This is a genomic window from Pumilibacter intestinalis (assembly GCF_943193005.1).
In the GTDB taxonomy this organism is placed as follows: domain Bacteria; phylum Bacillota; class Clostridia; order Christensenellales; family Pumilibacteraceae; genus Pumilibacter; species Pumilibacter intestinalis.
Window position 1 is genome coordinate 1 of sequence record NZ_CALPCH010000019.1, and the last position, 25,926, is coordinate 25,926.

The following is a 25,926-nucleotide window of genomic DNA, read 5'->3' on the forward strand; positions in this document are numbered from 1 at the left end:
TCGCAGTTCTGCGCACTGCTCGCAATGACAAATAAACCTAACCGTCATTGCGAGCGGCGTAGCCGCGCGGCAATCTCCCGCATTGAACCCATGCAATCATTGACGATTTTATTTTATTGTGGTACAATAATAAAATGAAAACCTTCTCTAAGAAAATTTCGGCGGCTTTGCTGTCGGTAATAATGATATGCTCGTTCGTATTCGTATCGGGATGCGGGCTTTTCGACGTTTCGGTTACGGGTATCGCGTTTGTTTCGCAGGGCGAAACTATATCGCAGACCGAATTGACTCTCGGCGACAGGTTGGATTTGAGCTCTATGGTTTCGGTTCGCCCCGCGCTCGCTTCAAACAAGAGTTTCACCGTTCGGAGCGATAACGCCGCCGTGCTCGAAGTGGAGTCGGTCACGTCGGGCGGAGTGCGCAGAATGTACGCGCAGTCGGTGTCGGTGGGAACGGCAACGCTTACCGCAACCACCGAAGAGGGCGGCAAGACCGCCGAACTCGAGGTTACCGTAACTTACGCCGAGCCGAGCGGCATAACCGCGCAGGCGGCGGGCGAGAGCACCGCGGTGCGCGGCACGGTGATAATAAACTCGCGCGATATAGGCAAAGAAATCGCCTTTGAGTCGGTGCTCGGCGAGAATACCGACCCGCAAACCGAGGTGAGTTGGAGCGTTAGCGGAAGCGATACCGTTGTGAAAAAGACGGCGGGCGAAACTTTCGCGTTTACGCCGCAGGCGGTGGGAAGATACGAAATCACCGCTTCGGTTAACGCGGCGCAAAACAAGTCTTTTTCCGATACGGTTGCGGTTCACGTTACCGATACCGTTACGGGCGCGATTTTGGAGTGCGACGGAAGCACGGAGCAGGAAGCCGAAAGATACACGGCGGTGCGGTTCGGCATTAAGCACGACCCGTTGCCCGAGGGTAATCCCGAGCCTATAACGGAGTGGCTCGTAAACGGCGAAGCCGCGGCGTACGGCTACACGTTCGTTTATACTCCGTCGTCGCCGGGACTGCACGAGATAGAGGCGCGGATTAACGGCGAGAGCGCGGGCAAAAGGGAGGTGCGCGTGAGCGGTACGGTAGTGCCGCAAAACGTGTACGTGGATTTCGACAACTGCTATCCCGAAATATGGATACGTTGGGATACCGTTCCCGCCAAAGTGGACTATAAAATTTCGGTTACGGATATTGCCACGGGCAGAGAGGTGAGCAACGATATTACCTCTCGCAATTCGGCTATTGCCGACAAATTCACAAACTCGGGCTTCAACGCCTCCGATTTTATCACCGATATATTTTCGAGCCGTTATGCGGTAAAGGTTAAAACGCTGGGCGACGGCGACTTGTTTGCCGAGTCCGATTGGTCCGACTCTTTCACAACGCCCGAGCTCTCCGAGCGCGCACGCGAATATCTTAACAGTAAGTTTTACGACGGCGCGCGCAACCGCTATATTGCGAGCCGCGACGAGTTTTACGAGTGGTTCGAATACGCCATGCTGTGGCGCACGCCGCAAGTAGAGAACGGCGAAAAGCTGTATCTTGCGTACGATTACGTTTCCGCCTCCGCCGAAATAGAGTGGGCGATGGGCGCACAGCACTTTACCGGCTCTTATCTTTACGGCGCGAGCGAAGACCGAAGAAACAGGCGGGAATGCACCTTTACCATAGAGTTTCAAACCGACGGTTCGCCGTCGTTGCGCACAACGGGTCACAGCGGCGAGGCTTGGAACGCCATGCGCCCGCACGTTAACTACGACTCGAGCAAAGCCCGCCCCGCAAAATACGAGTTTCCCATAGACAAACTCACGCCCGTATCGGTGAGCACGAGCGACCAACTTTATTACACGGCGCAGCTCGGATACCGACCCGTGCCCGTGAGCGGCAGCGCGGCGGAAAGGCTGTATAATTACGCGCGGCGCACTTTGCGATATATAATCACCGACGAAATGGACGATGTGGAAAAGTTGCACGCAATTTACGACTGGATAATGTGGCGCAACATTTACGACTACGAGGTTCTCTCTTACACCTCGCTTTCCGCGGCTGTGAAATACGAGGCGTATTATCTCGAAAGCATATTCACCGATATAAACCACTACGGCGTGTGCGACGCCATGAGCAAGGCATTCGCGCTCATGTGCAGTATAGAGGGCTTTGAGTGCATGCGCGTTACGGGCACTGCGGGCACCGGCAGAGACAGCGGCGGTCATGCTTGGAACAAAGTAAAACTTTACGGAAAGTGGTATATAGTGGATTGCACTTGGGGCGACGTGAACGTACAGCTCTTCACGGGCGGCGACGCGCGAGAGTCGGCGAGTCACATGTATTTCCTCGTTACCGACGCCGACGTTAAGAGCACGCATTTCGAAGACGATTTCATAGGTTTTCCCAAAACCGCGACTACGCGCTATCCGTGGTACGATAAAGACGAGGAGTTCGGCGACAAAACCGTTAACGGCTATTTCGGCAGCGAGATATCGGCTGCGGAGTTCGGTTCGCGGGTTGCCGACTATGCCGAATACATGGTGAGCGCCGCACGCTCTGCGGAAAAGACCTACAAAGTGGGGTTTGACGAAGCCAACCGCACCGCGCCTATGTATATCGCGTTCGAAATCGTGTCGTCTGTAAAGTGGGGAAGCGGCGAGCGTTCGGTGTTGAAAACCGCGCTCGAAAACGGACTCAAAAAGCAGGGGCTTTCTTACTCTCGGCACTACTATATAGTTACGAGCACAATGGGCACGCTCGTGCACGCAATGGTGTTTTTGAGTAACGCGGTATAGGCGGTTTGCTTACTGTACGAGTTGCACAAATTGCACAAACAAATATGTGCTTGTTTTCGTTGCCAAAAAATTACGGGTTTGTTATAATTAAATAAATTATGGATATTTTTATACCGGAAGCGGTCAAAAGACTTGCGGCAGCCGCGGGCACGCCTATTTATCTTGTGGGCGGTTGCGTGCGCAACGCATTCGGCAATTTGGGGGATACCGACGTAGACTTATGCGGTCCGCTGATTGCCACCGCGCTCAATTTGCCGCGCGGCGCGCGCGTTAAGATAGTGAACTACAGGCTCGGAACCGCCCTTATATCGTTTATGGGCGGCAATTACGAATACACTCCGTTCCGACTCGAAAAGTACGCCGAGGGCGGCGGGCACACGCCCGTGGAGGTGAAATTCACCACCTCTCTCGAAGCCGACGCAATGCGCCGCGATTTTACCGTAAATTCGATATACGTAAACGCATCTACGGGCGAGGTAAAAGACCCCGTGGGCGGCATTGCGGATATTGAACGAAAAGTTTTGCGCTCCTATTCGCCCGAACGCACTTTCGCGTCCGACGGGTTGCGCCTTTTGCGTCTTGCTCGCATAGCTGCGGAAACGGGCTACAAGATAGACGGAGCAACGGCGCGTGCGGCAATCGCGGCGGCGGAGAACTTAAAAGACATATCGGGCGAGCGCAAGCGCGACGAGCTCGAAAAGATATTGCACGCCGACCAAAAGTACGGCGTTGCCGACGCGCACTACCGCGGGCTCAAACTTATGTGCAAGCTCGGGCTGTTGCCGTATATACTCGAGCCGCTCGACGGCGCGGACTCCGTTCCGCAAAATCCCGAATACCACGAGTACGACGTACTCGAGCACACGTTGCGCACGGTGAAAGCCGCGCCACCCTCGGTACGGCTCGCCGCGCTTATGCACGATATAGGCAAGCCGTACTGCTACAGGCTGTACGGCAACTTTCACGGGCACGAAACGCCGGGCGAGGTTATCACCCGCGATATTTTGGGTCAGAGATATCTGCGTTATCCCAAAGAAACGGTGGAGCGCGTTGCCGCGCTTGTTGCCAACCACATGTACGACGCGGCGGGCAACACCCGCGAGGGCAAACTCCGCATGTTTATAGTGAAACATTTCGATATGATAGACGATTTGGTTGCGCTCATAAAAGCCGACAAAATCGCCACGGGGAAGGTTTCGGCGGAAGATATAGGACCGAGCAGAATTTTACAACTGCGCGATAAAATGCTCGACGAGGGCGTGCCGTTCACTCTTTCGGATTTGGATATATCGGGCGCGGACGTAACCGACATGGGCTACGAAGGACCTGCGGTAGGCGAAATACTCGAAGATATCTTCGGGAAGTGCGTGGCTAATCCCAAACTGAACAACCGCGAGTGGCTCATGGCATACGCGCAAAAAAGACTTGACAAAAGCCCGAGAAAATAGTTGATTATTTCTCGAGCTTTTGAGATTTACTTAAACCCGTTCAATTAATACGGGAGCAGGCGGGGCGCTTTTTCAAAAGCAGTGCGGCAACCGCAAGGAGCGCGAACGCCGCAACCGTGCCCGAAGTTGCCAAATCTCCGCCGCAGCCGCCGTCGGGCGTTTGTTCCGCGGGAGGGTTTGCGCCGCCGTCGGGAGCGGGAGTTTCTTCGTCGGGAGGCTCGGGGGTATCGGGCACTACCGGTTCGGGAGGCTTGGGGGTATCGGGTTTTTCGGAAGACGCGGGCTTGGTAATTACAAAACTTTGAGTTACCAAATTTACTATATCGCCGTAATAAGCGACTACTTTATAGCAGTCGTCTTTTTCTTCTACGGCTATAACCGTGCCCGAAATTTCGCGTTGCGCGCCCGCGTAGGTGGTTGTAATAACGCGCACTTTGTCGCCCGCGCGCACGGTTGCTTTTTCCGTTTCTTTGCCTTTAACCGTAATTACGGCGTTGCGGTAGGCGTCGGCTCGGTTTGTGGTAAGCCCCGTGTAGCCGATTTTGGTGTCGCGCTGCATTTCGGCGGCGTTGGCGTAAGTCCAGTACCAACCTATAATGCCGCGGTCGCGGAGCGCCGCGTTGAATTCGGCGCTTGCGTTGGGGTGGGTGGTGTCTACGCCCGTATTGTATAAGCCCATCCATTCGAGCGACTCCGTTAGCGTAGCCATGCTCGCCGTGTTGAGGTTTGCGGTGGGAACTTGGGGCAACACGTTTTTCATTTCTTGCAATATTGCGGTGTAAAACGAAATCACCACTACTTTGTTCCAAGCGTTAAGCTCGGTGAGTTTTTGTTTGAGCAGAGGAACTATTGCGAGGTCGTTGGTCTTTATTTCGAATATGAGTACGGCGTTCGAGCCGTCCATTGCGTTTATCACGTCGGTAAACGTGGGGATTTCTTCTTCGCCGAATTCGTCCAGTTTATAGCGGCGTATCTCGTCTAAAGTCATGTTTGCAATTGCGCCCGTGCCGTTGGTGGTGCGGTCGAGCGTTGAGTCGTGCATAATTACTATTTCGCGGTTGCCGTTCTTGTCCGCTTTGCAAATGTGACCGTCTATTTCGAGGTGAGTCGCTCCCGCGGCTATGGCGGCTTTTACGCCGCTCACCGAGTTTTCGTTGTGCGTTTCGGGCAGAGTGCGGTGCGCGGCGTTAAACGGCATGCGGCTCATAGTGTCGTTGCCGTAGCTTTCGAGAACGTCGTAAACCGCGTTGAAATCTTCGGACACAACGCCGTAAGCTCCGCTTCCCACGCAGTCGTATACGTCCATGGCGGAGTTGTTTCGGGCGCGTACCCAAACGGTTTTGAAACGCGCTTGTATGTAGCGAACGTTATCCACGCTTGCCGCGCTCTGCGGAATTATCGCAACGTTCGCAAAAGACGAATTGGTAGCGCTTACAACGCCGTAGAGTTCGTCTTGCGTGTTTTGACGAAACGCATCTTCGGAATATTCCACAATACCGCGCACTTTGGCGTTTTGCTCGCGCACGTATTTTACCAAATCGGGGGTTTCGCTCATAACGGCTAAATCGAGCATTTCGGGGTTTTCTTTCAAAAACTCCGAGAGCGCGTTTGCCGCGGCTTGGCTGTTTACCTTCAGCACAGGAATTATTTTGCCGTCGAACGCCGCGAGAACGTCTGCCAATGCGCCTAAGTCTTCGCCGCTTAATCCCGTAACGTGCAATTGTTCGTTAAGGCTCAAAACGGCGTTGCTCGGCTTTCTTTGACTTGCGGTTATGTTATCGAGCACGGCTTTGCCCGTTACGTCGCACACTACGGTGGGAGCGTTTATCATTTTAACGTTTTCGTTTTTGTATACCGATACCAAAGCCGAATTGCCGGAGTCGTTTTGTGCGTACGCGTTTTTCGCGCTTGCGCCTATGCCGATAACGGCGAGCGTCAAAGCGCAAACAAGCAACGCGCACATAAAGTTCTTGGTGTTTTTCATACATTCCTCCCTTTGGGAATACTTGTTTTGAAACTCTGATTCCATTATAACATGATTATTTTGTTTGTCAATATTGTTTTTTGAATTGCGATATTCCTTTTTGCGCCGCAATTTTATGCGTGCTATTTTTTTTGCGCCGTTTTTTCGCTTTTGCACGAATTCGTTTTTTAATATATCTTTTTTTTGGGCGGGAGCAAACGCGAATTTTACTTTGCCGCCGAACGCTCCGCAAGAGTTTATTCGCATAATCGAAAGTAATAGGTTAAGGATAAAAAGATAATGCAAAAAAATATGCCGCAATTAAAAAAATATGCGCCCGAAAAAAGAATAATGAATAAAAAAAATACATATTGACAAGCGAAAAATATATGTTATAATGACATTGTAGCACGATATGGCGGCGCACCTCTATGCGTTGCACGTGCGGGCAAATAATTCGATAGGAGAATAAATATGAGAAAATTAGGGAAGATATTGTGGTCGGTTTTTATGTGTTCCCTCGTGTTTTCTTTTTGCGCTTGCGGAGTCGACGCCGTCAAAACCGTTGCGGAGATAGCGGTGGGAGAAACGCAAACGGAGTATTTTGAAGGCGACGCGTTCGGCGGCGGCAAACTTGCCGTTACATATACCGATAATACTACCGAAACGGTAAATATAACAGCCGATATGCTTTCGGGGTTCGATACGAGCACTGCGGGAGAAAAGAAAGTAACGGTTACTTACGGCGGAAAGACGGCGACGTTTAATATAACGGTAAGAGAAAAGTTTACCATTGCCACCGAAACGAACTTTGACGTTACCGCCGCGCTTGCCGATACCGAAGAAAACAAGTGGGGCGGAGTTACCGTTCAAACGGTGTTCGACTCGCAAAACAAGTTTTTGAGCTTTCGCGAAAAGTCAAACGCGTCGGTTGCCTATCTCGCAAAGGGCATGAGCACGGGCGTTATGGAAATGAAGATGAAAGTAGACGTGCGCAGCGACACCACGGCAACGGTAACGTTTTCCAATCAAAGCAACGCGCCCGCGGATTTCTTTTACGAGCGCGGCGGCAGAAACTATTCGCTCGAGTTCGCTTCCGACGGAAAGATGTACGTTAAAAAATGGATAAACGGCGAAGAAACCGCGCTTTCGGGCGCGAAGCCTTCGGCGGATATACCCATGGTGCTGAGCAACGCTTTTACAACCGTTAAAATAGAAGTTGCGGAAACGAACGGCGCGGTTAATATAGACGTTACCGTGGACACGAAAAAACTTTTGAGCGTTACCGACGGAAGCTCGCCTATTTTGGGCGGCGGCGCGGTAGGATTTTCGTATATGGGCACGGGCGGCATGGCAATAGGCGGCGCCGACAGCGTTACGGCGAATTACGTAGCTCCCGAGCCGCTCGGACTTGACGTGTACGAGTCGCCGAACGTAGAAAAGGCAACCGCCGACGTGGATTTGCTTGCCGACTTTTCAAACACGTGGACGGGCAGAGAACGCATATTCAACACCGTGAAAGAAGATAACGGCGTGCGGTTCACCTCTAAAGACAACCCCGAAGAACCGCAAGCGGGAGTCACCGAGTTTCAGGGGCTGTATAACAACAAAATATTCGGCGACGTTCAGCTCGAATATTCGTTCAACGTGATATCGCACGGCGAGTGGATAATGTTTTGGTTCCGTTGCGTTCCCGAAAGGAGCGACAACGTGTCGATTTGGGGCAATAAGAAGACCAACGAAAACAGTAACAGTTATTCGGTGCTGATTACGCCCGACGGAACGGTGCAGTTCCACAAATGGGCGGGCAGAACGCAAATTTATCTTAACGGCACGGGCACGAAACTGCCCGGTTCGGTAACCGCGCAGTTGCAAGACGGCAAGGCTGTCAATACCGTTAAAATGAGCATAGAAAACATTACGCAGGCGGGTCGCGACGCTGTGGAACTGCGCTTTCAGTTGAACAACGGCGAAGTTCTCTCCGTTCAAGACACCGACAAAACCGTGTTCTTAAACGCGGGCTACTTGGGAGTGCAGGGCTACGCCATAAACAACGGAACAAGCTCGGTGCGCTTGCTTTCGGCAACGGCAAAGCAAGAAATAACGCTTTAACTTAAAATTCAAGTTTCGCTTGAAAAAGCGGATAAAAAGATAAAAATCAGGAGGAAATTATGACAAAATCGGTTAAACGTGCCGCAATCGTGTTGTGGCTTGCGCTTTGCCTGGCGGCGTCTTGCATTTGCACGCTGATTGCCGCCGCGGACAGCGAGGAGCCGGCACAGCCCGCCGCAATAAATTACACCACTGCGGCGGACATGGCGGCGGATAAAGACAACTTGTGGGGCGAGGCAAAAGTTCCGAACATACACCTTGCGGTGGGAAACAACAAGATAACGCCCAACGACAATCGAATATTTTACTATAACAACGCCGATACCAACGCCATAGATTTGGATTTCAAACTTACGAACAATGCGCCCGATATGTGCTTTGCGTTGCGAGTTCCGAATACCACTAATGGCGGCGTAGATAGCGTTATAGGCGGGTACTGGGCACATATAGTGCTAAAAAATCCGGCTGACAAGAAAATGAATAATCCCATTGCTATATATCTTCATTATTCCGACGGGACAAAAAAACCGAAAGAAACGCAACTTATATTGAAAGATTGGGTTGACGCGCGCATATTCGACGGAAAAATTCATAACGTAAAATTTTCAGCCGTGGATAAGGGCAACGGAAAAACCGATGTATCTATAATGTTCGACAATAAAGCCGCAACTACCGCTTCGGCAGAAGCGGACACGCTATCCGCCGAAAACACGGGCGTGTATATCCGTAGTCAAAATTTGAGCCCAGAAAATAATTTAGCGTTAGCTAATTTCGAAATTTATATAGAGCCGCCTGTTGAGAGCGTTAGTTATACAACTTCGGGCGCTATGGCAGAAAACGCGGAAAAGATACTCAAAGATTACGCGGGCGAAGCGGTAACTCTTACCGCCGACGGCAACATTCCTTCGGATAACGGCAAACTTGCCTACAACGCCGAAGTTCAGGGCATAGACAGCTATATACGTTTTACCAAAGCAACGCAAAAACACATGCTGTTCCATTTGCGCACGCAGGGCGGCAACGCGCCTTGGAACACCGGACACGTGAGTTACACCGCCGAGGTTAACGGCAAAAACGTAACGCTGTACCGCGCCGATTCTGGCGATAACGGTTGGGCTTCGAAAATAATTGCAACAAAGACAAATTTTGCAAACGATATTTTCGACGGCGACGCATACCCTATAAAGTTTTACGCAACCGAGAACTCGAGAGGGCATTGCGAAGTGGCGTTTACCATAGGCGACGAAACGGTTAGCGGCGTAGATACCGAAACTCCGCTTGCTGTGGCAAACACTAAGTTTTTTGTTCAACCCGTAACGCCCGGTGCGGCTGAATTCGAGCTTTTGCCGAATTACACGCCGCCCACAACGGCGCAATACGTTGACGCCGACGGCATGATATTCTCTAAGCTCCTTTACAGCGGCACAAGCGCAAACGCTACGCAGTTGAAATCGGTGCTCGACGCAGTTGACGTGCCGAACGGAACTTTGGTGTATAAAAAGGCGATAGACGCGGCGGACTTGGATATAAAAGTTACCGCGGGCGAAAGTTTGCAGTTTGCGCTCAGAGCGTCTTCGGACGATTTGAGCAGTACAGCGGGATATTTCTTAAAAGCCGAAAAGAGCGGCGAGGGCACTGTGTTTACTTTATATAAGCGTGCAACGGCGGGCGGACAGCTCGAAACTCTCAAAACGGGCGAGAGTGCGGTTAACCTGTTCGACGGCAACAAGCACAATATCCGCTTTAAGGCGTTCGGCAAGCAATCGGTAGCGATATCGGCGGAGCTTGACTCGGCAGTCGTTATAGAAGAATACACCGACGAAACCGCACCCGTAGTTCAGGGCAATACGGTATTCGTAATAACGCACTCCGCCGACTCCGCGCTTGCGTTCAAAATTTACGGCGAAAACGGAACGGATATAACAATTCCGCAAAAACCTTACAGCGTTTACACCACAAAGTCGCTTTTCAAAAGTTCGGCGCTTTGGGATAAGGGCGGCACGGCGTTCAAAGACGGCGAACTTACGAGCGTTGCAACAGAGCCGAGGGCAATGTATCGGCGTTCTTTTGAAAACGTTATGTACAAATTCGACGCTCGCATAGATTTGGACGGCGCTTGGTTTGCCGTTTATCTCAACGCCAACAACATGAACATGCCCTGGCAGACGGGACTGCGCACCGTAATGATGTTTGTGCAGGGAACGCAGGTTTCGATACAATATAATTTGGACACCGTATTCGCGAGTTTCGATATAGGCGACGTGGCTTTGAACGCTCTTAACACTTTCGAGTGCGGCATATACAAACTTACCGCCGACAACGGCAAAGAGTATGCGTTCGTGCGCGTGGCAATCAACGACAAAGAATACTATAACGAGCCGTTGCCCGAGGGAACGTATTCCGCGCCCGGCATGCTCGCGTTTGTAGGTTACGGCAGTTGCTCTTATACCGTTTATCCCACTACCGACGAAGCCGACAAGATACCTTCGGGCACCGACGGACAAGAAGAAACGCGCGGCGACGAGAGCGGCATGAATAACAACGTAAAAGTTACCGACTTTGCTCCCATAACCAACTCGTTCGCGCCCGCTTATTCTTATATAGAAAACGAGATGATACTCCGCGGCAACGGCGACGTATCTTACAAAGCGGCGGTGGACTTTACTAAGTTTGCGTTCTCTTTCAAATTGGATACCGACGCCGACGAAAAGGGGCAGTACCTCGAATTCTTCTTTAACCGCAAGCGGCAAGACCAGTTCAGAGGGGCGCAACTTGCGCTCGACGCGAGCAACTACGCTTACGGCGTGCGTTTGCTTCCCAACGGCTCTGTCGAGCTTATGAAGACCACTGCCGGCTCGGCGTTTACAAAGCCCATGACGTTTGAGGCGGGCATGGATATGGGCGTGGATTTTGCCGACGGCAATTACCACACCGTTACGGTGTACCGCGAACTTCTCGCGGGGGGGGGTCTTAAAATTACGTTGTTCGCAGACGATTTCGAGGTGGGCTACTCCTACACCGACACCGACTACTACGCCGACAATTACCCCATGCAAGGCTATATATCGTTTTGCCACTCTACCGCAAACGCGTATGCGAGCATAAGAGATATCGTGTTCGAGGGAACGGAGATAAGCCCCGCTCAGCCCTTTAAGGCTCAGCCGTGCAACTTTGTTACCTATTATCCCGATACTACCGAGCAAACGGGCGGCAGGATATATTTTGTGCCGCAGGGCGCGAACAGCGCAACCAAATGGACCGAAGCGTACGGGCTTGACGGCAACGGAAACTACACCGTTCTGCTCGGGCGAGCGTTCTTCCCCGAGCGCGAAATTACGTTGCCCAAAACGTATACCGGCAACTCGGTGCGCGTTGTAAGCGTGGGATTTACCGACGAGGCGAGCCGCTATATAACGATTGCTCTTAAAGACACCGAGGCGGACTACACGGTGCCTCAAGACGAAGTGGAGCGCATTGCCATACGCGAGAGCGAAGACGGCGCGTACTTTATATACGCGGAGTCGGGCAAAGAATATCTTCCCGTGGGCGGCAACTACATGGGGCTGCGCGGCGGCGACCATTCCACTTTCGACGCGGCAACGTCGTTTACCGAGGCGGATTACGACCCGATTAAAACCGACGCCATGATGCGCGAATTCGCGGCGGCGGGCGGCAATATGATACGAGTGTTCCTTATAGGGCGCACGGACATTAACCCCGGAATATCGGGCGACAAGAGCTATGCTATTGACGACGAACAATATTACTACGAGGGGCTTTACGTTCCGTATATGGAGAACGTGGCGCACTTCCTTTCCAAGGCAAAGCAGTACGGCGTTTACGTAATGCTCACTCTCGGCGACGCCGACGTGCCTAGCAACAGTTATTATCTCGAATTGCAGGGAGGGCAACCGCTCAGCCGCAACGAGATGTATCTTACCGAAAACGGCGTTAACGCCCGCGCGGCTTACGCTCGAAACGTTGTAAAGTACTTTACCGAAAAACACGCCGAACTCGTTCCCGCAATATTCTCCATAGCTTTTCAGAACGAGTTTGCAATGTACGGCAACGAGACTCCGTTTGACGATAAAAGCGCCGCTTCGTTTACGGCGGCTAACGGCGTAACTTACGATATGACCGACGGCGACGACAGGCAAAAATGTTTCGAAGACGGCGTTATATACTACTTGAACGCGCTTACGGCGGCGGTAAAAGAGATAGACCCCGACATGCTCGTAAACGAGGGCAGTTTTACGCTTAACATAGTGGGCAACGGCAACGAAGTGGGGTGCCCCGCTCGGCCCGAAAACGGCGACCCGCGTTATCCCGCGCGTTTCGACGTATACCTTTCGTCGAATATAGACTTTTTGGACGTGCACATTTATTTCCGCAACCGCGACAACAACACCATTCGCAGTTCGTTTGCCAAAGACCTTACCGATATGAATTTCTACGGCGAAGAAACGCAACAACTGCTCAAGAAAAAACCTTTGTTTATGGGTGAGTTCGGAGCGGCTACATCGTGGGCGGCAAACTGGGACGAACCCAACGGGGCTTTGCCGAGCGCACACGACGTATTTATAGAAACGGTGCGGCTTGCCAGAGAAGCGGGCTTTAAGGGCTTTGCCGTTTGGACCATGGAGTCGCACTTGCAGAACACCTGGTGGAACTTGCTTTCGTACGACGGCACGTTTGCTACCTTTAAGGAAATGATAGCCGAAATGCACGGCGTTGAGCTTATTACGGGAGTGAGCGCACAGGACGTGAGCGGCAAGGCGGGAGAGAACAACTCTATAACCGTTACGGGAGTTGCCGAGGGCGACAAAGTTTATTACCGCACGCAAGAGTTCGGAGAGTGGACTCTCGAAAATCCCGTGTTTACCGAAGAAGGCGTTTACACCGTTTACTACAAGGTAACGCGCGAGTTCGCGCCCGAATTTACGGGCAGCGCAACGGTTACCGTGGCGGCGGCACAAGAGCCTAAAACGGCCGGTTGCAACTGCGGCTCTTACGTTGTTACGGGCGGCATGCTCTCGGCGGCGGTAGCAGTGCTCGCGGTGGCGTTCGCGCTTGCCGCAAGAAGAAAGAAAAAGCAAAACTAAACGAGGACATAATATGCGTATTCACGTAAAACAAGGTATACTCGCCGTGCTTGTTGCGGTTTGTGTGTTCACAATGGGGTTCAACGTTTTCCGCTTTCGCGAAAATTCGTCTAAACTCAGGCTGGCGTTTTGGGGCACCAATCTGCCGTATTACAACGCTTTGCAAGAAGTTGCCGAAATGTATAACGAGCGGCAGGACAAATACCAAGTGGAGGTTCAGCGGCAAGACGCGGGCAATTACCGCATTTGGATGAGCTCGCAACTTGCCGGCGGGACCGCGCCCGATATTTTGGCTACCACGAGCGTATACGCCAACGCCGACGCGCAAAACGGATATTTGTACGATTTTGCCGAAGTTCTTAACGAGCCCAACCCCTATAACGCAGACTCCGAAATATCGTGGCGCGACAGCTTTGCGGGAACGTATCTCAGTCAGCTCGAAGACCCCAACAAGAAAGGGCGGTTTACGAATATTCCCACGTCTACCGTGTCGGTACGCATAGTTATCAACGAAGAAATGCTGGAAAGCAAGCGCGACGCTCTTGACGCGAACGGAATAAACATAGATACCGATATTAACGAAGACTGGACTTTTTCGCAGTTCAGAAAGGTGTGCGAGGTTTTCGAGGCGGACGGCAAAACCGCCATGCAGATAGCAAATCAGCAATATATAAATTATCACGTGAGCTGGCTGCTCGATATTTTCATGGCTCAGGTTAAGTACGACGAAATTACCGAGTGGGACGAAAACGACAACGGAATGATAGAGTCGGAGGAGATATGCGGCATGATACTCGGCGACGACGGCATGAATTTTTCTTCCGACTCCGATTTCAAAGAAGTTTTGCGCTTTATGAAATACTGGTCTAAGTACTGGGGCGACGGGTTCAACTCGCGCTCGGACACGAGCGAAAAGTTTTTGCGGCAGGAAGTACCCATGATGTTTTGCGGCTCTTGGGGCGTTGCGGGCATAGAGATGACGCTCGGCAATCAAAACCCCGACGCCGACCAAACCAACCCGTACACCATGTTCGAGTACAAGTCGCTTCCTTTTCCGCGGCTCACTCCTCAAACGTACGTAGACGGGCAAGACGGCGGCACTTTTACGTTTAGCAACTTAAAAGAAGGGCTTCCGCTACAGGAAATGGGCGAGCCTTCGGGATGTTTTTGTATTCCTCTTTCCACGCAAAAGAGCGGTAAAACGGAGGGCGCGGTAGACTTTTTGAGATTTTTCACCTCGCCCGAAATAGCCGCTTACATGGCTGACGCGGCTTACGAGATACCCGTTATGAAGGGCGTGGAAGTAAACGAGATAATGAGCGACTTTCTTCCGCCCGATAACAGCCAAACGGTGCGCATGCGTTTCGGGTTGCAAAATCTCTCGAGCGGCACCGCCGAAGAATTTCACTTTAAGCGCATGCAGATGTATTTGGCTACGGGGCGCGACGCGATAAGTTTGAATGCTTTGTGCTCCGACGTGCAGAAAAAGTACGTTGAAATAACGTCGCAACTTGCCGAAGACAACGGGTGGTACTTGTAAAATGAACTTGAAATTAAAAAAGAAACTCAAAGGCGACAAAATAGCCCCTTATTTGATGATTGCACCCACTCTGATATTGCTTGCGATATTCGCGCTTTATCCGGTTGTGCTCTCTATAGTGAAATCGTTTTTCCGCTGGTCGGGCGGTTTCGGCGGCAACGGAATAAATCAGTTTGTAGGTTTCGGCAATTATTTGCAGTTGTTCAAAGACCCCGTGTTTTGGCAGTCGTGGGGCAACTCGCTGTTTTTTATGGTAACCGGAGTCGTCGTAAATCTCATTTTTCCGTTTTTGTGCGGTTTCATGATATTTTCCGTAAAAAATCCCAAAGCCTCTTACAGGTGGCGAGTGGCGTTCGTTGTGCCTATGGTTGTGCCGAGCATGGTAATATTTTTGCTGTGGCAGTTCATTTACGACGTTGACATAGGCGTAATAAACAACATTATAAGAATTTTCGGCGGGAGCGGGGTGGACCTGCTCGGCTCGGCGTCGTCGGTTAAATGGGCGATACGTTTTATGGGCTTTCCGTGGGTGGGCGGCACGTTCTTGCTCGTGTATATTGCGGGGCTCGGCAACATAGACAATTCGGTGCGAGAGGCGGCGAGAATAGACGGCGCGAGCAGGCTAAGGCAATTGCTGTTTATAGATATTCCGCTGCTTAAGCCGCAATTCAAAATGGTGTTTACGCTCAGCGTTATAGGCGAAATTCAAGACTTTGTAAAAATTCAAACAATAACGGGCGGCGGACCGGGCTATTACTCCTACGTGCCGGGACTTTACATGTATAAAACCGCGTTCGACTCGGGAGAGTACGGGCTTGCGAGCGCAATGGGCGTGCTCATGATGCTCGTTATGTTGGGTTTTACTTACCTTTCAAACTTTTTGTTTAAGACGGAGGCGGCTGACTGATGTTGCAGGCATACAAGGCAAACAAGCGCAAGATATCGGCGGGCACGGTGATAAACCGCGTTATGCTTGTGATTTTTCTTATCTTTACGCTTGTGCCGTTTTACGTTCTTATAGTAAACTCTTTCAAAACTCAAAATCAGCTTTTGGGCGGCGTGCTGTTTTTCAGCTATCCTCTTTATTGGAAAAACTATTCCGACGCGTTCGTTAAAATGCTTCCGTTCATTTGGAACTCGGTTACCGTTACCGTGGTTTCCACCGCGGGCGTTACCTTTTTGGCGGCGCTGTGCGGCTACGCTTTCGGGCACTACGTTTTTCGCGGCAAGCGAGTGCTTTTTGCCGCAATACTCGTAAACATGATGATACCGTCTATTCTTACCCTTGTGCCGAGTTATCTCGTTATAATACGGCTGGGGCTTTACAACACGCAGTTTGCGCTGTTGTTGCCCTATTTGGCGGGCGGCTCGGTTATGGGAATTTATTTGGTGCGCGGCTTTGTGGAGCAGTTGCCCAAAACGGTTTTCGAGGCGGCTAAAATAGACGGAATAAGCGAATTCAGGTGCTTTATTTCTATAGGAATACCGTTGCTCGGAACGATACTCACCACCGTTTCCATACTCGCCCTTCTCAACTTTTGGAACGATATAGTTTGGCCGATGTTGGTAATAGAAAAGAGCGCGCTCAAAACCATACCGCTCGGGCTTTTGGAATTCAATCAACAACAGGGTAGCAACAAGGGTGCGTTGTTCGCAGGTTACATTTTGGCAAGCATACCGCTTTTGGTGTATTTTGCTCTCAACATGCGCAGTTTTATGGACAGTCTTACCGAAGGAGCAATAAAGTAGAGCATATGCAAAACGATAATTTTATACCGTTCGGCTTTCAGTATTACCGTGCGCCCACGCCCAAGGCGGACAAGTGGGAGCGCGACTTGAAAAAACTCAAAGCCGACGGCTACAACACCGTAAAATACTGGGTGCAGTGGCGTTGGAACAATCCCGAACCCGACCGCTACGACTTTTCGGATATAGACGAACTTATGGATATTGCGCACGAAAACGGGCTTAAAGTTGTGCTCAATTTGATTTTGGACGTTGCGCCCGTTTGGCTCGAAGAAAAATATCCCGACGTTGCCATGATTACCAACCGCGGCGAACGGCTTTACGGCTACGCCACCGAGTGCCGCCAAATAGGCGGCGTGCCCGGACCGTGCTTGCACCACGCCGATGCTACGCGGCTGAGAATGGAATTCATAGAGGAGTGCGCTCGCCGTTACGCGAACCACCCCGCGCTGTACGTTTGGGACGTGTGGAACGAGCCCGAACTTACCGTAGGACTGCGCCGCGAGCCGCATGTGGAAGACCTTGTTTGTTATTGCGAGCACAGCGTAAAAGAGTTTCGCGCGTGGCTTAAGAACAAGTACGGCGCAATTGAAAAGCTCAACGAGGTATGGGGGCGCAATTATCGGAGTTTTTCCGACTGCGAGCCTTCTCGTAGGCGGGGCACCACCATGGATATGGCGGACTGGCGTTTGTTCTTTTGCGACACCGTTACAAACGATATGAAATTACGCGCGGCGGCTGTAAAAAAACACGACTCGGCTCATCCCGTTATGTGCCACACCGTGCCGCCTCCGCTGTTTAATTCCGTAACCTGCGCGAGCGACGATTTTGCGCTTTCGCGCATAGGCGACATGGTGGGAAACAGCGTGGGCAGTTGCTCGCTTGCGGCGGGCATACTCGCAAGCGCGGCAAAGGGCAAACCGGTAATAAATTCGGAGATACACGCCGTGCCCGGCAATTCTTTGAACGGATTTCACCGCCCGACTCTTACAGACTTATTGCGGCACATATTCATTCCGCTCGGCTCGGGCGTTCGCGGGTTTATGTTTTGGCAGTACAATCCCGAAAAGTTGGGGCTCGAAGCTCCCGCGTGGGGCAATCTCGACCTTAAAGGCAACAGCGCTCCGTGGGACGAGCAACTGCAAAAAATAGTTAAGTTCGTGCTCGCCGAAAAAGACGCACTCGCCGCGCCGCGCCCGCAATCCGCTCGGCAGGTGGGAGTGTTTTTGGACGCTGCCTGCGAGATTAACGCATGGAACGCGAGTTTCGGCACCGACGTTTACAACAATTCGTTGCTCGGCGGGTTCAAGATGTTCCGTTCGTCGGGCTACGACGTTGGATTTTTCTCCCGCGCCGAGATAGAGAGCGGAGAAATATACGAGTACAAAGTATTGTATTTTCCCGCCGCTTTATGTTTGGATACGCGCATTACCGAAAAGATAGCCGAGTTTACCGAGGCGGGCGGCACGGTTATATTCGAGGCTTATGCGGGCATGACCGACGCCGATACGGGAATGCACTGCGAGGACCTGCCCGGTTGCGGACTTGCCGACTTAGGCGGCATACACGTGCGCGAGATACACGCCACCACCCGCATAGAAAACGGTTACGACAACGTTTTGCACAACGCGGCGGGCAGCCATTTGTTGCCGTTTACGTATAAAGGGCGCAAACTTGCGGGCGCAAAATATCTGCTTGCCTACAATGCCGACGAAGGGACCGAAGTTATTGCGAGTTTCGACGGCGGCTTGCCGGCGGTGTATGCCAAAAAGTCGGGCAAGGGCAAAATAATAAACGTTACCACTCTTCTCGGTTACGGTTGCCACGGTTACGCCGAGGCGAACCCTTCCGAGCTTTTGTACGATTTGTGCGGCGCACCCGCAATCGAATGGAAAAAAGACTTGCCGTACGGCGTTTGCGTGGATAGCGTTGAGGGTACCGATTTATGGGTGGCGTACAGCGAAGAAGACCGCGAACTCGAATTTACGTTGCCGTGGAAGGCGCGCGACGAGTTCGGTACGGCAAAAGTCACTAAAAAAGGGTTCGCGTTGCCGCCGCGCGGCATAGCCGTTTTGCGAAAAACGCAATGATTTGTATACAAATTTTTCGTTTCGTGTTATAATACGAAAGGGAGTACCCGCAACATTATAAATAACGGAAGAACGGAACATGATAAATCAGTGCTTTGCATACGAATATGTGTACGAACAGATACTGCGCGACATAGAAAACGGAGAGTTGAAAGAAAACGGCTATCTTTTGTCGGAAAAGGAATACTGCCGCAAGTTCGACGTGAGTTTGACTACCGTGCGCAGAGCGCTCGAGCGGTTGCGCGCCGAGTGCATTGTGGAGAAGATTAAGGGTAAGGGCACGTTTTTGAGCAGCAAGGTGCGGTGCGTATGTTGCCCGCCCAACCGCTACATAGGCATGCTTGTGCTTTCGCCCAGCGAACAAAACAAACCCGGTTCGCGCAAAACAAAGTACGTGAACATGTACGCGCACAATATTTACAAGTCTATATTCAGAGAGCTTAACGGAGAGTATAATTTGCTCATAGACACCATAGCCGACGACGAGGTGGAAAAACGTTTTCCTTCGTCGGTGCTAAGTCATATGGACAAATTGCTTTTAATGGGCGAAACTCGGCGGAGCGTGGTGGAATATTTGCACGGGCAGGGAAAGTGCGTTGTGGTATACAACTATTTCGAGCCGGACGTGCAGGTGTGCCGAGTGAACAACGACGAACGCCGCAAATTCGGCGAAGTGGTGGGGCAGTTCGTCAAACGGGGACACAGCCGCATAGCGTGCATAAACGGCACCAACAATTTCAGCGAGAGTTTGGAAAGATACATGGGATATCAAGACGCAATGATACTCAACGATTTGTATATAGACGCTCGCTACGTAAAGTGGGGCAACATGACTCCCGAAGACGGATACGACCTTACCAAAGAGCTTCTTGCCGTGGACCCGCGTCCTACTTGCATAGTTTGCATAAACGACGGCGTGGCAATGGGCGCGTGCGACGCCATAGCCGACGCCGGACTTATGCCGGGGCGCGACGTGCTTGTTTCGGGGCACGATAACGCGCTCGGAGATAATTACAAGTACAAGTTCACCACCATTGACCCGCTGTATGACAACGTTGGCAAGATAATAGCCGACAAATTGCGCCGCACCACCTGGATAGACGACGAAACGATTCAGCCCGGAACGCTCATATTCCGCGGAGAAGACGAGGAGAAAATTATATGAAAAGAATAGTTTGCGCTTTAGTTGCTTTGTGTTTTGCTTTTTGCTTGAGCGCGTGCGCTTTGCAACCTGCCGAAGGTCCGCTCGTTGTAACGGCGACGTCGCGCGAGGGGCATGACGCCGCGCTTGCCATGGACGGCGACGTTTCTACCGGTTGGATAGGCGCGCGCAAGGCAAACGACACCACGCCGCAAATACTTAATATAGATTTGGGGCGGAGAGTATCGTTTTCCAAAGTGACCATAGACGACTCTTTTGCCGACGGTTACACCAACCGCAAGCCCGAATACGTAGCCGCGAAACCCGCTTTTCGCAGGGGCGACGCCACAAGCATATCGGGCGGGACGTCGATACCCAACCTTTTCACGGGGACTGCCGACGGCAGGAGTTGGAAAAGCGAAGAAATTCCCTCCGACACCGCGCCGCAAAAGGTGTATTTTACGCTGTCGAGCGCGTTGCAGGTGCAAAAACTTACCTTCGATAACGATATGAACGGTACGGTGCCCGCAAAGTTCGCCGTTTATTACACGCCCGAGCAGGTAGATGGCGACGGGCTCGACGAAAATAATTACGAGTTGCTTGCCGAAGTTAAAGACAACGCCGACGCGGTGTGCGATATAGAGTTGCAGAGCGTTGTTTCGGTGCGCAGTATGCTTATAGTTATATATTCGCAAACCGGCGAGAACGGCGCAACCGAGGCGGAAATGGACGAAATATTCTTTTACGTTGCCACGCCCGACGATTATTCCGAACCGCATTATCCGGTGCGCTTTCATTTAATGGGCTCTGTCGACGGCGAAACTTACGAAATTTTTGCCGAGGAAAACGGCAATTACTCCGAAATATGGGAAAAAGAATTTTCGAGTGCGCTTGAATACAGATATATAAAATATCTTTTATTTGAAGAAAACGGCAATAATTATCCTTCTATATCCGAAATAAGTTTCGGGTGAGGAGTCGGCAACAAAAATTCCGCGGTTGAATACCTGCGGCAGAAAAAAAGTTCAAAAAACGCTTTCATTCGCTTGACGAAGTCGGGGGGGGGTATATAATAAGGTTCTTGATTGTTTTTACAAACGGTCGAGAACTTTTATATACACGGGAGGAATGAAAATGACAAAACGACTCAAAACTTACGCGGTGGCGTTTGCGCTTATGCTCGCTTGCTTTTTTTGTTGTTCGGCATGCGCGGGCGGAGGAAACGGGAGCGGTACGGGCGGCGAAAAGCCGGAAGAAAAACCGCAACACACGCATACATTTTCAACGGAGTGGGAAAGCGACGCAACCGAGCATTGGCATGCGGCAACTTGCGAGCATACAGAGCTGAAAGACTCTAAGGCGGCGCACGAGTTCGGCGAAGATTACGAGTACACGCTCGGCGGGCATTACAGGAAATGCACGGTATGCAACAGAGCGGAAGAAAGCTCGGCGCACGAATACGGAGAAGAGTATACGTTTGACGAAAACGGGCACTACCGCACGTGTAAAGTTTGCGGGAAAGAGGAAACAAAATCCGACCACGTATACGAGGGCGTAACGTGCAAAGTTTGCGGTTTCGAGCTTACCGAAACACCCGACTTATCGTATAAAGAAATTTCGGGCGGCTACGAGGTGACCGAGTATAAAGGGAAAAGCAAGATAATCATAATACCCGAAACATACAACGGCAAACCGGTTATTGCCGTAGGGGCAAACGCTTTCAAAAGCAAAAAAAATATAACATACGTAAAAATACCCGACAGCGTGAAAACTTTGGGTTCATATGCGTTTTACAGTAGCGGCGTTTCTTCCATGGATATCGGCAACGGCTTGGAAACCGTAAACGATTATGCGTTCGGCAATACCAAACTTACGGAGGTAACGCTTCCGAACAGCGTGAAAAAAATCGGCATGGGCGCGTTTTACTACGCAGGTTATTTGAAGCGTGTTAAACTGCCCCAAAGTTTGGTGTCCGTGCCTAAGTACACCTTTCGCAATTGCGTTTCTCTCGAAAGCGTGGATATGCCCGCCGTTACCGAGGTTGGTTTTAACGCGTTTGAAAACGCCGAAAAATTCGATATGGACGTTTCCAAACTTACCAAAATAGAGTCGTTTGCTTTTCAAAACAGCGGACTCACCGAAGTTACGGTAAACGCAGTGAACGCGATGGTTATAAATCAGTACGGCGGCATGGCGAACGGCGAGCAGAACATGGGCAACGACGTTTTCTCCGGTTGCAAAAAGCTCAAAAAAGTTACGCTCGGCGATAAAGTGGAAAAACTTTACGCGCAAACTTTTGCTTTTTGTCCCGCTCTCGAAGAAATAAACATAGGCAACGGACTCAAAACAATGGCGAGGGGAACGAATTACAGCGGAGTGTTCGCCGGTTGTAACGCAAGAAAAAAACTTACCGTTGGAGCAAACAACACTCATTACAAAGCGGTGAACAACGCGCTCGTATCGGCGAACGGAAAAATACTGTATCTCGCGAACGCGCAAGCGGAAATTCCCGCCGGCGTTACGCAAATAGAAGAGGCGGCGTTCGAGGGGCTTGAGGTTACCGAAATAACAATACCCGATACCGTTACTACATTACGCGCGCAAATTTTCAAGAACAGCACAATAGAGTCGATAACCATAGGGTCGGGCGTGAAAGACATTTCTTCTATAGGTTTGTTTTACGGTTGCAACGCGCTTACGAGCATAACGGTTAAGAGCGCGAACACAACCTACAAAAGCGCGGGCAATTGCATTTTGAACGCGGCCGGTACGATTGTTGTTGCGGGTTGCAAAACGAGCACGATACCCTCGGGCGTTATAAGCATAGGCGACAGGGCGTTTATGGGGTGCAAGGAGCTTACCGAAACAGTGCTTCCGAGCGGCGTTGAAAAGGTGGGAGAGAACGCATTCTTCGAGTGCTATGGGCTTAAGAAAGTTACTTTGCCCGCGAGCGTGAAAGAATTTTCGAATTATGCTTTCGGAAGTTGCAAGGCACTTGTAGATATAGAATATAAGGGAACTGTTTCGCAGTGGAACGCCGTGAAAAAGGCGGTGAACTGGGCGAACCAAACGGGCGAATATACCGTGCGTTGCACCGACGGAAACGTAAATAAAAGTTAGCGAAATAAATACGAAAAACGAAGGGTGCGCATACTAAAGGCAAATAGGACTTTGCCGACAGATGAAAAACACGCACGGAAAAAAATTCGGATTTTTGAGAGGGGCGTGGCTGCTTACCGCCGCCGCGCTCGCAAGCAAACTTATAGGCGGCTTTTACCGCATACCGCTTACGCGAGCTCTCGGGGCGCACGGCATGGGGCTTTATCAATCTGTGTTTCCCACTTACGCGCTCATAGTAACGCTCACTGGCGGCGGGCTTACCGCCGCGGTAAGCAAACTTACGGCGGAGTGCGACGGCAAAACCGACTGCGCCGCGCTCGCCGCGGTTGCCGTGGGGATATCGTTGCCCGTCACGTTTTCGGCGGCGGCGTTCGCGCCGCTTATCGCCTCGCTTTCGGGTGCGCCCGAAGCAACGGGCGCGTTGTGGACTCTTTTGGCGAGCGTGCCGCTCTCTGCGGTGTGCTCGGTTATGCGCGGATATTTTCTCGGAACTGCGAACGTGCGCCCGTCGGCTTTCGGTCAGCTTTTGGAACAAACGGTTAAACTCGTTGCGGGGCTTACGCTTGCCGTGCTTTTGGCAAAGCACTCGCTTACGGCGGCGGTTGCGGGGTGTGCCGCGGGCGTGTCGCTCGCCGAAGCGGCGTCGGCCGCGTACTACTTTTACGCACGCAAAAGAACCGTTGCCAAAAAGGACAATTGCGAGCAAAGTTTGAGCGCGGGAGAATGCGCCGAAAAGCAAAACGCGGTCGCGCTCGCCGAGGTTTCGGAAGAGCTTGCGCCCGCTATGGATATGCAGGGCGGCTCCGCGGCGTTGCCCGCGGTTGCGGCGGCGGACGCGGCGACTGTGAGCGGCGGCAAATTGCAGGCTTTTTTAACTTCGGCGGCGTTACTTGTAAAAGCGTCTTTGCCCATAACTCTCGGGCTGATAATCTTGCCGCTGTGTCAGGTTGCGGACAGTTTCACCGTGGTGAATATTCTTACCGCGTCGGGCGAGGCTCGCGAAACCGCCACGGCTTTATACGGCATAGTGACGGGGCCCGTAGGCTCGCTCGTGAATATGCCCGCCGTTCTCACGGTGGGGCTTTGCGGTACGCTGTTGCCCAAGGTTTCGCAGCTTTGCGGCAAAGGCGAAAAGATAGGCTCAACGGCTTTTCGCGCGGTTGCGTTTGCCGCCGCGCTCGGTCTTGCGGCGTTTGCGGGGCTGGGGCTTTTCGCGCCGCTCGTTTTGAAAATTTTGTACGGAAATTCGCTCGGAGTGGAGATTGCCTCCGCCGCGCGGCTATTGAGAATTTCGGCGTTTGCCGTTCCCGCCGTTGCCACTCTTCAAACCGCGGCGGCGGTGTTGCAGGGCGCCGGCAAAGCGTATATACCCGCGTTCAATCTTTTTGCGGCGGCGGCAGTGAAAGAGATACTCAATTTCGTGCTGATACCGCATTTCGGCATAGCGGGCTTCGCCGTTTCCAACGCGGCGTTTTATTTGCTCGCGTGCGCGGCGGATTTGGTATCGCTCGCCGTATTTATAAGAAAACGCCCCAAGCGATAAAAACAGTTGATTTTTTTTTGCTAAAGGGTTATAATCTTAGGTGAGAAATTTTTGAGGAACAAAAGCATGTTAGACTTAAAGTTCATCACCGAAAACGCCGACCTCGTAAAAAAGGCTATGAGCACGCGCAGCGGCACGTATGACGTGGACAAGGTGCTCGCGCTCAACGCCCGCAGAAAAGAGATACTCGGCAAAGTTGAAGCAATGAAAGCCGAGCGCAACCGCGTGTCGGACGAAATAGCGCGTATGCGCAAAGAGAAGAAAAACGCCGACGATATGATTGCGGCGATGAAAAAAGACAACGAAGAGATAAAGAGATTGGACGAAGAGCTCGGCGCGGTGGAAGCCGACTTGCGGCTCGCCGTGATGAGCATACCCAACATTCCGCACTCGAGCGTGCCCGTGGGCGCAGACGATACGTTTAACAAAGAGGTGCGCAAATACGGAGAGCCGCGCAAGTTCGATTTCGAGCCCCTCGCGCATTGGGATATAGGCGCGAACCTCGGAATACTCGACCCCGCCACGGCGGCGAAGATAACGGGCGCGCGCTTCACCGTATACCGCGGATTGGGCGCAAGGCTGGAACGCGCCGTTGCCAACTTTATGCTCAACGTGCATACCGAAAACGGCTACACCGAGATTTTTCCGCCGTTTATGGTTAACCGCGACAGCATGTACGGCACGGGTCAGTTGCCCAAATTCGAAGAGGACGCGTTTGCGGTGAAAGACACCAACTATTTCTTGGTGCCCACCGCCGAAGTGCCCGTAACCAACATGCACCGCGGCGAAATACTCGATAAAAAATCGCTCCCCATAAACTACTGCGCATATACCGCGTGTTTCAGAGCGGAAGCGGGAAGCGCGGGCAGAGATACGCGCGGACTCATTCGTCAGCATCAGTTCAACAAAGTGGAGCTCGTAAAATTCTGTGCGCCCGAAGACAGCTACGCCGAACTCGAGAGCCTTACCGCCGAAGCCGAGCTCATACTCAAAAAGTTGGGGCTTGCGTACCGCGTGGTGTGCCTGTCTACCGGCGATATGGGCTTTAGCTCCGCGAAAACTTACGATATAGAGGTTTGGATGCCGAGCTACGGCAGATATGTGGAAATTTCGTCGTGCTCAAATTTCGAAGACTATCAGGCTCGCCGCATGAATATAAAATACAAAGAAAACGGAAAGAATTCTCTTGTGCATACTCTTAACGGAAGCGGGCTTGCGGTGGGGCGCACCACAGCCGCCATACTCGAGAATTTCCAAAACGCCGACGGCTCGGTTACCGTGCCCGAAGCTCTCGTGCCTTACATGGGCGTAAACGTAATTAAATAGGAGAACAAA

General features: G+C 51.8%; 14 protein-coding genes. 13 read left to right on the top strand and 1 reads right to left on the bottom strand.

Features of this window, described 5'->3' with window-relative positions; translation table 11 throughout:
* Positions 1–134 precede the first annotated feature (134 nt).
* Entirely contained in the window at positions 135–2,786 is a 2,652-nt protein-coding gene (locus NFR55_RS08665; protein ID WP_251548349.1) for a transglutaminase domain-containing protein, read from the top strand.
* 98 nt (positions 2,787–2,884) lie between these two features.
* A complete protein-coding gene (locus NFR55_RS08670; protein ID WP_251548351.1) occupies positions 2,885–4,234 on the top strand; it encodes a CCA tRNA nucleotidyltransferase in 1,350 nt (449 codons plus the stop codon).
* A gap of 40 nt (positions 4,235–4,274) precedes the next feature.
* Here NFR55_RS08670 and NFR55_RS08675 read toward each other — a convergent pair whose 3' ends face one another.
* A complete protein-coding gene (locus tag NFR55_RS08675) occupies positions 4,275–6,218 on the bottom strand; it encodes a glycerophosphodiester phosphodiesterase (RefSeq protein ID WP_251548353.1) in 1,944 nt (647 codons plus the stop codon).
* A gap of 453 nt (positions 6,219–6,671) precedes the next feature.
* Between NFR55_RS08675 and NFR55_RS08680 the strand changes: the two genes are divergently transcribed.
* The 11 genes from NFR55_RS08680 to serS all read left to right on the top strand — a co-directional run bounded on the left by NFR55_RS08680 (position 6,672) and on the right by serS (position 25,917).
* Complete coding sequence (locus NFR55_RS08680) at positions 6,672–8,309, top strand: bacterial Ig-like domain-containing protein (protein ID WP_251548354.1); 1,638 nt, start codon at positions 6,672–6,674, stop codon at positions 8,307–8,309.
* A 59-nt stretch (positions 8,310–8,368) separates the two neighbouring features.
* On the top strand, positions 8,369–13,411 hold the full coding sequence (locus tag NFR55_RS08685) for a glycoside hydrolase 5 family protein (RefSeq protein WP_251548356.1): 5,043 nt from the start codon (positions 8,369–8,371) through the stop codon (positions 13,409–13,411).
* Positions 13,412–13,424: 13 nt separating this feature from the next.
* Positions 13,425–14,951 carry an extracellular solute-binding protein gene (locus tag NFR55_RS08690; protein ID WP_251548358.1) on the top strand — a complete coding sequence of 509 codons (1,527 nt, stop codon included), beginning with the start codon at positions 13,425–13,427 and terminating at the stop codon, positions 14,949–14,951.
* A 1-nt stretch (position 14,952) separates the two neighbouring features.
* Complete coding sequence (locus NFR55_RS08695) at positions 14,953–15,858, top strand: carbohydrate ABC transporter permease (RefSeq protein ID WP_251548360.1); 906 nt, start codon at positions 14,953–14,955, stop codon at positions 15,856–15,858.
* On the top strand, positions 15,858–16,700 hold the full coding sequence (locus NFR55_RS08700) for a carbohydrate ABC transporter permease (protein WP_251548361.1): 843 nt from the start codon (positions 15,858–15,860) through the stop codon (positions 16,698–16,700). The genes NFR55_RS08695 and NFR55_RS08700 overlap by 1 nt, the downstream gene beginning before the upstream one ends.
* Before the next feature lie 5 nt (positions 16,701–16,705).
* Positions 16,706–18,787: a beta-galactosidase gene (locus NFR55_RS08705; RefSeq protein ID WP_251548362.1), complete on the top strand. Its 2,082-nt coding sequence runs from the start codon at positions 16,706–16,708 to the stop codon at positions 18,785–18,787.
* Between the two features lie 79 nt (positions 18,788–18,866).
* Positions 18,867–19,952 (top strand): GntR family transcriptional regulator, encoded by a 1,086-nt coding sequence (locus tag NFR55_RS08710; protein ID WP_251548363.1) that lies wholly within the window; start codon positions 18,867–18,869, stop codon positions 19,950–19,952.
* Positions 19,949–20,902, top strand: a complete 954-nt coding sequence (locus tag NFR55_RS08715; RefSeq protein ID WP_251548364.1) for a discoidin domain-containing protein — start codon at positions 19,949–19,951, stop codon at positions 20,900–20,902. Before NFR55_RS08710 ends, NFR55_RS08715 begins: the two co-directional genes overlap by 4 nt.
* 160 nt (positions 20,903–21,062) lie before the next feature.
* Complete coding sequence (locus tag NFR55_RS08720) at positions 21,063–23,048, top strand: leucine-rich repeat domain-containing protein (protein WP_251548365.1); 1,986 nt, start codon at positions 21,063–21,065, stop codon at positions 23,046–23,048.
* Between the two features lie 61 nt (positions 23,049–23,109).
* A complete protein-coding gene (locus NFR55_RS08725; protein ID WP_251548366.1) occupies positions 23,110–24,591 on the top strand; it encodes an oligosaccharide flippase family protein in 1,482 nt (493 codons plus the stop codon).
* A 66-nt stretch (positions 24,592–24,657) separates the two neighbouring features.
* On the top strand, positions 24,658–25,917 hold the full coding sequence (gene serS / locus NFR55_RS08730) for a serine--tRNA ligase (protein ID WP_251548367.1): 1,260 nt from the start codon (positions 24,658–24,660) through the stop codon (positions 25,915–25,917).
* The last annotated feature ends 9 nt before the right edge of the window (positions 25,918–25,926 follow it).

Excerpts from the sequence above, each read along its gene's own strand:
- NFR55_RS08715 (WP_251548364.1), top strand. The coding sequence starts at position 19,949 with ATGAAAAGAATAGTTTGCGCTTTAGTTGCTTTGTGTTTTGCTTTTTGC.
- NFR55_RS08720 (WP_251548365.1), top strand. The coding sequence starts at position 21,063 with ATGACAAAACGACTCAAAACTTACGCGGTGGCGTTTGCGCTTATGCTC.
- NFR55_RS08680 (WP_251548354.1), top strand. The coding sequence starts at position 6,672 with ATGAGAAAATTAGGGAAGATATTGTGGTCGGTTTTTATGTGTTCCCTC.
- NFR55_RS08675 (WP_251548353.1), bottom strand. The coding sequence starts at position 6,218 with ATGAAAAACACCAAGAACTTTATGTGCGCGTTGCTTGTTTGCGCTTTG.
- NFR55_RS08690 (WP_251548358.1), top strand. The coding sequence starts at position 13,425 with ATGCGTATTCACGTAAAACAAGGTATACTCGCCGTGCTTGTTGCGGTT.
- NFR55_RS08665 (WP_251548349.1), top strand. The coding sequence starts at position 135 with ATGAAAACCTTCTCTAAGAAAATTTCGGCGGCTTTGCTGTCGGTAATA.
- serS (WP_251548367.1), top strand. The coding sequence starts at position 24,658 with ATGTTAGACTTAAAGTTCATCACCGAAAACGCCGACCTCGTAAAAAAG.
- NFR55_RS08700 (WP_251548361.1), top strand. The coding sequence starts at position 15,858 with ATGTTGCAGGCATACAAGGCAAACAAGCGCAAGATATCGGCGGGCACG.
- NFR55_RS08705 (WP_251548362.1), top strand. The coding sequence starts at position 16,706 with ATGCAAAACGATAATTTTATACCGTTCGGCTTTCAGTATTACCGTGCG.
- NFR55_RS08695 (WP_251548360.1), top strand. The coding sequence starts at position 14,953 with ATGAACTTGAAATTAAAAAAGAAACTCAAAGGCGACAAAATAGCCCCT.
- NFR55_RS08670 (WP_251548351.1), top strand. The coding sequence starts at position 2,885 with ATGGATATTTTTATACCGGAAGCGGTCAAAAGACTTGCGGCAGCCGCG.
- NFR55_RS08725 (WP_251548366.1), top strand. The coding sequence starts at position 23,110 with ATGAAAAACACGCACGGAAAAAAATTCGGATTTTTGAGAGGGGCGTGG.
- NFR55_RS08685 (WP_251548356.1), top strand. The coding sequence starts at position 8,369 with ATGACAAAATCGGTTAAACGTGCCGCAATCGTGTTGTGGCTTGCGCTT.
- NFR55_RS08710 (WP_251548363.1), top strand. The coding sequence starts at position 18,867 with ATGATAAATCAGTGCTTTGCATACGAATATGTGTACGAACAGATACTG.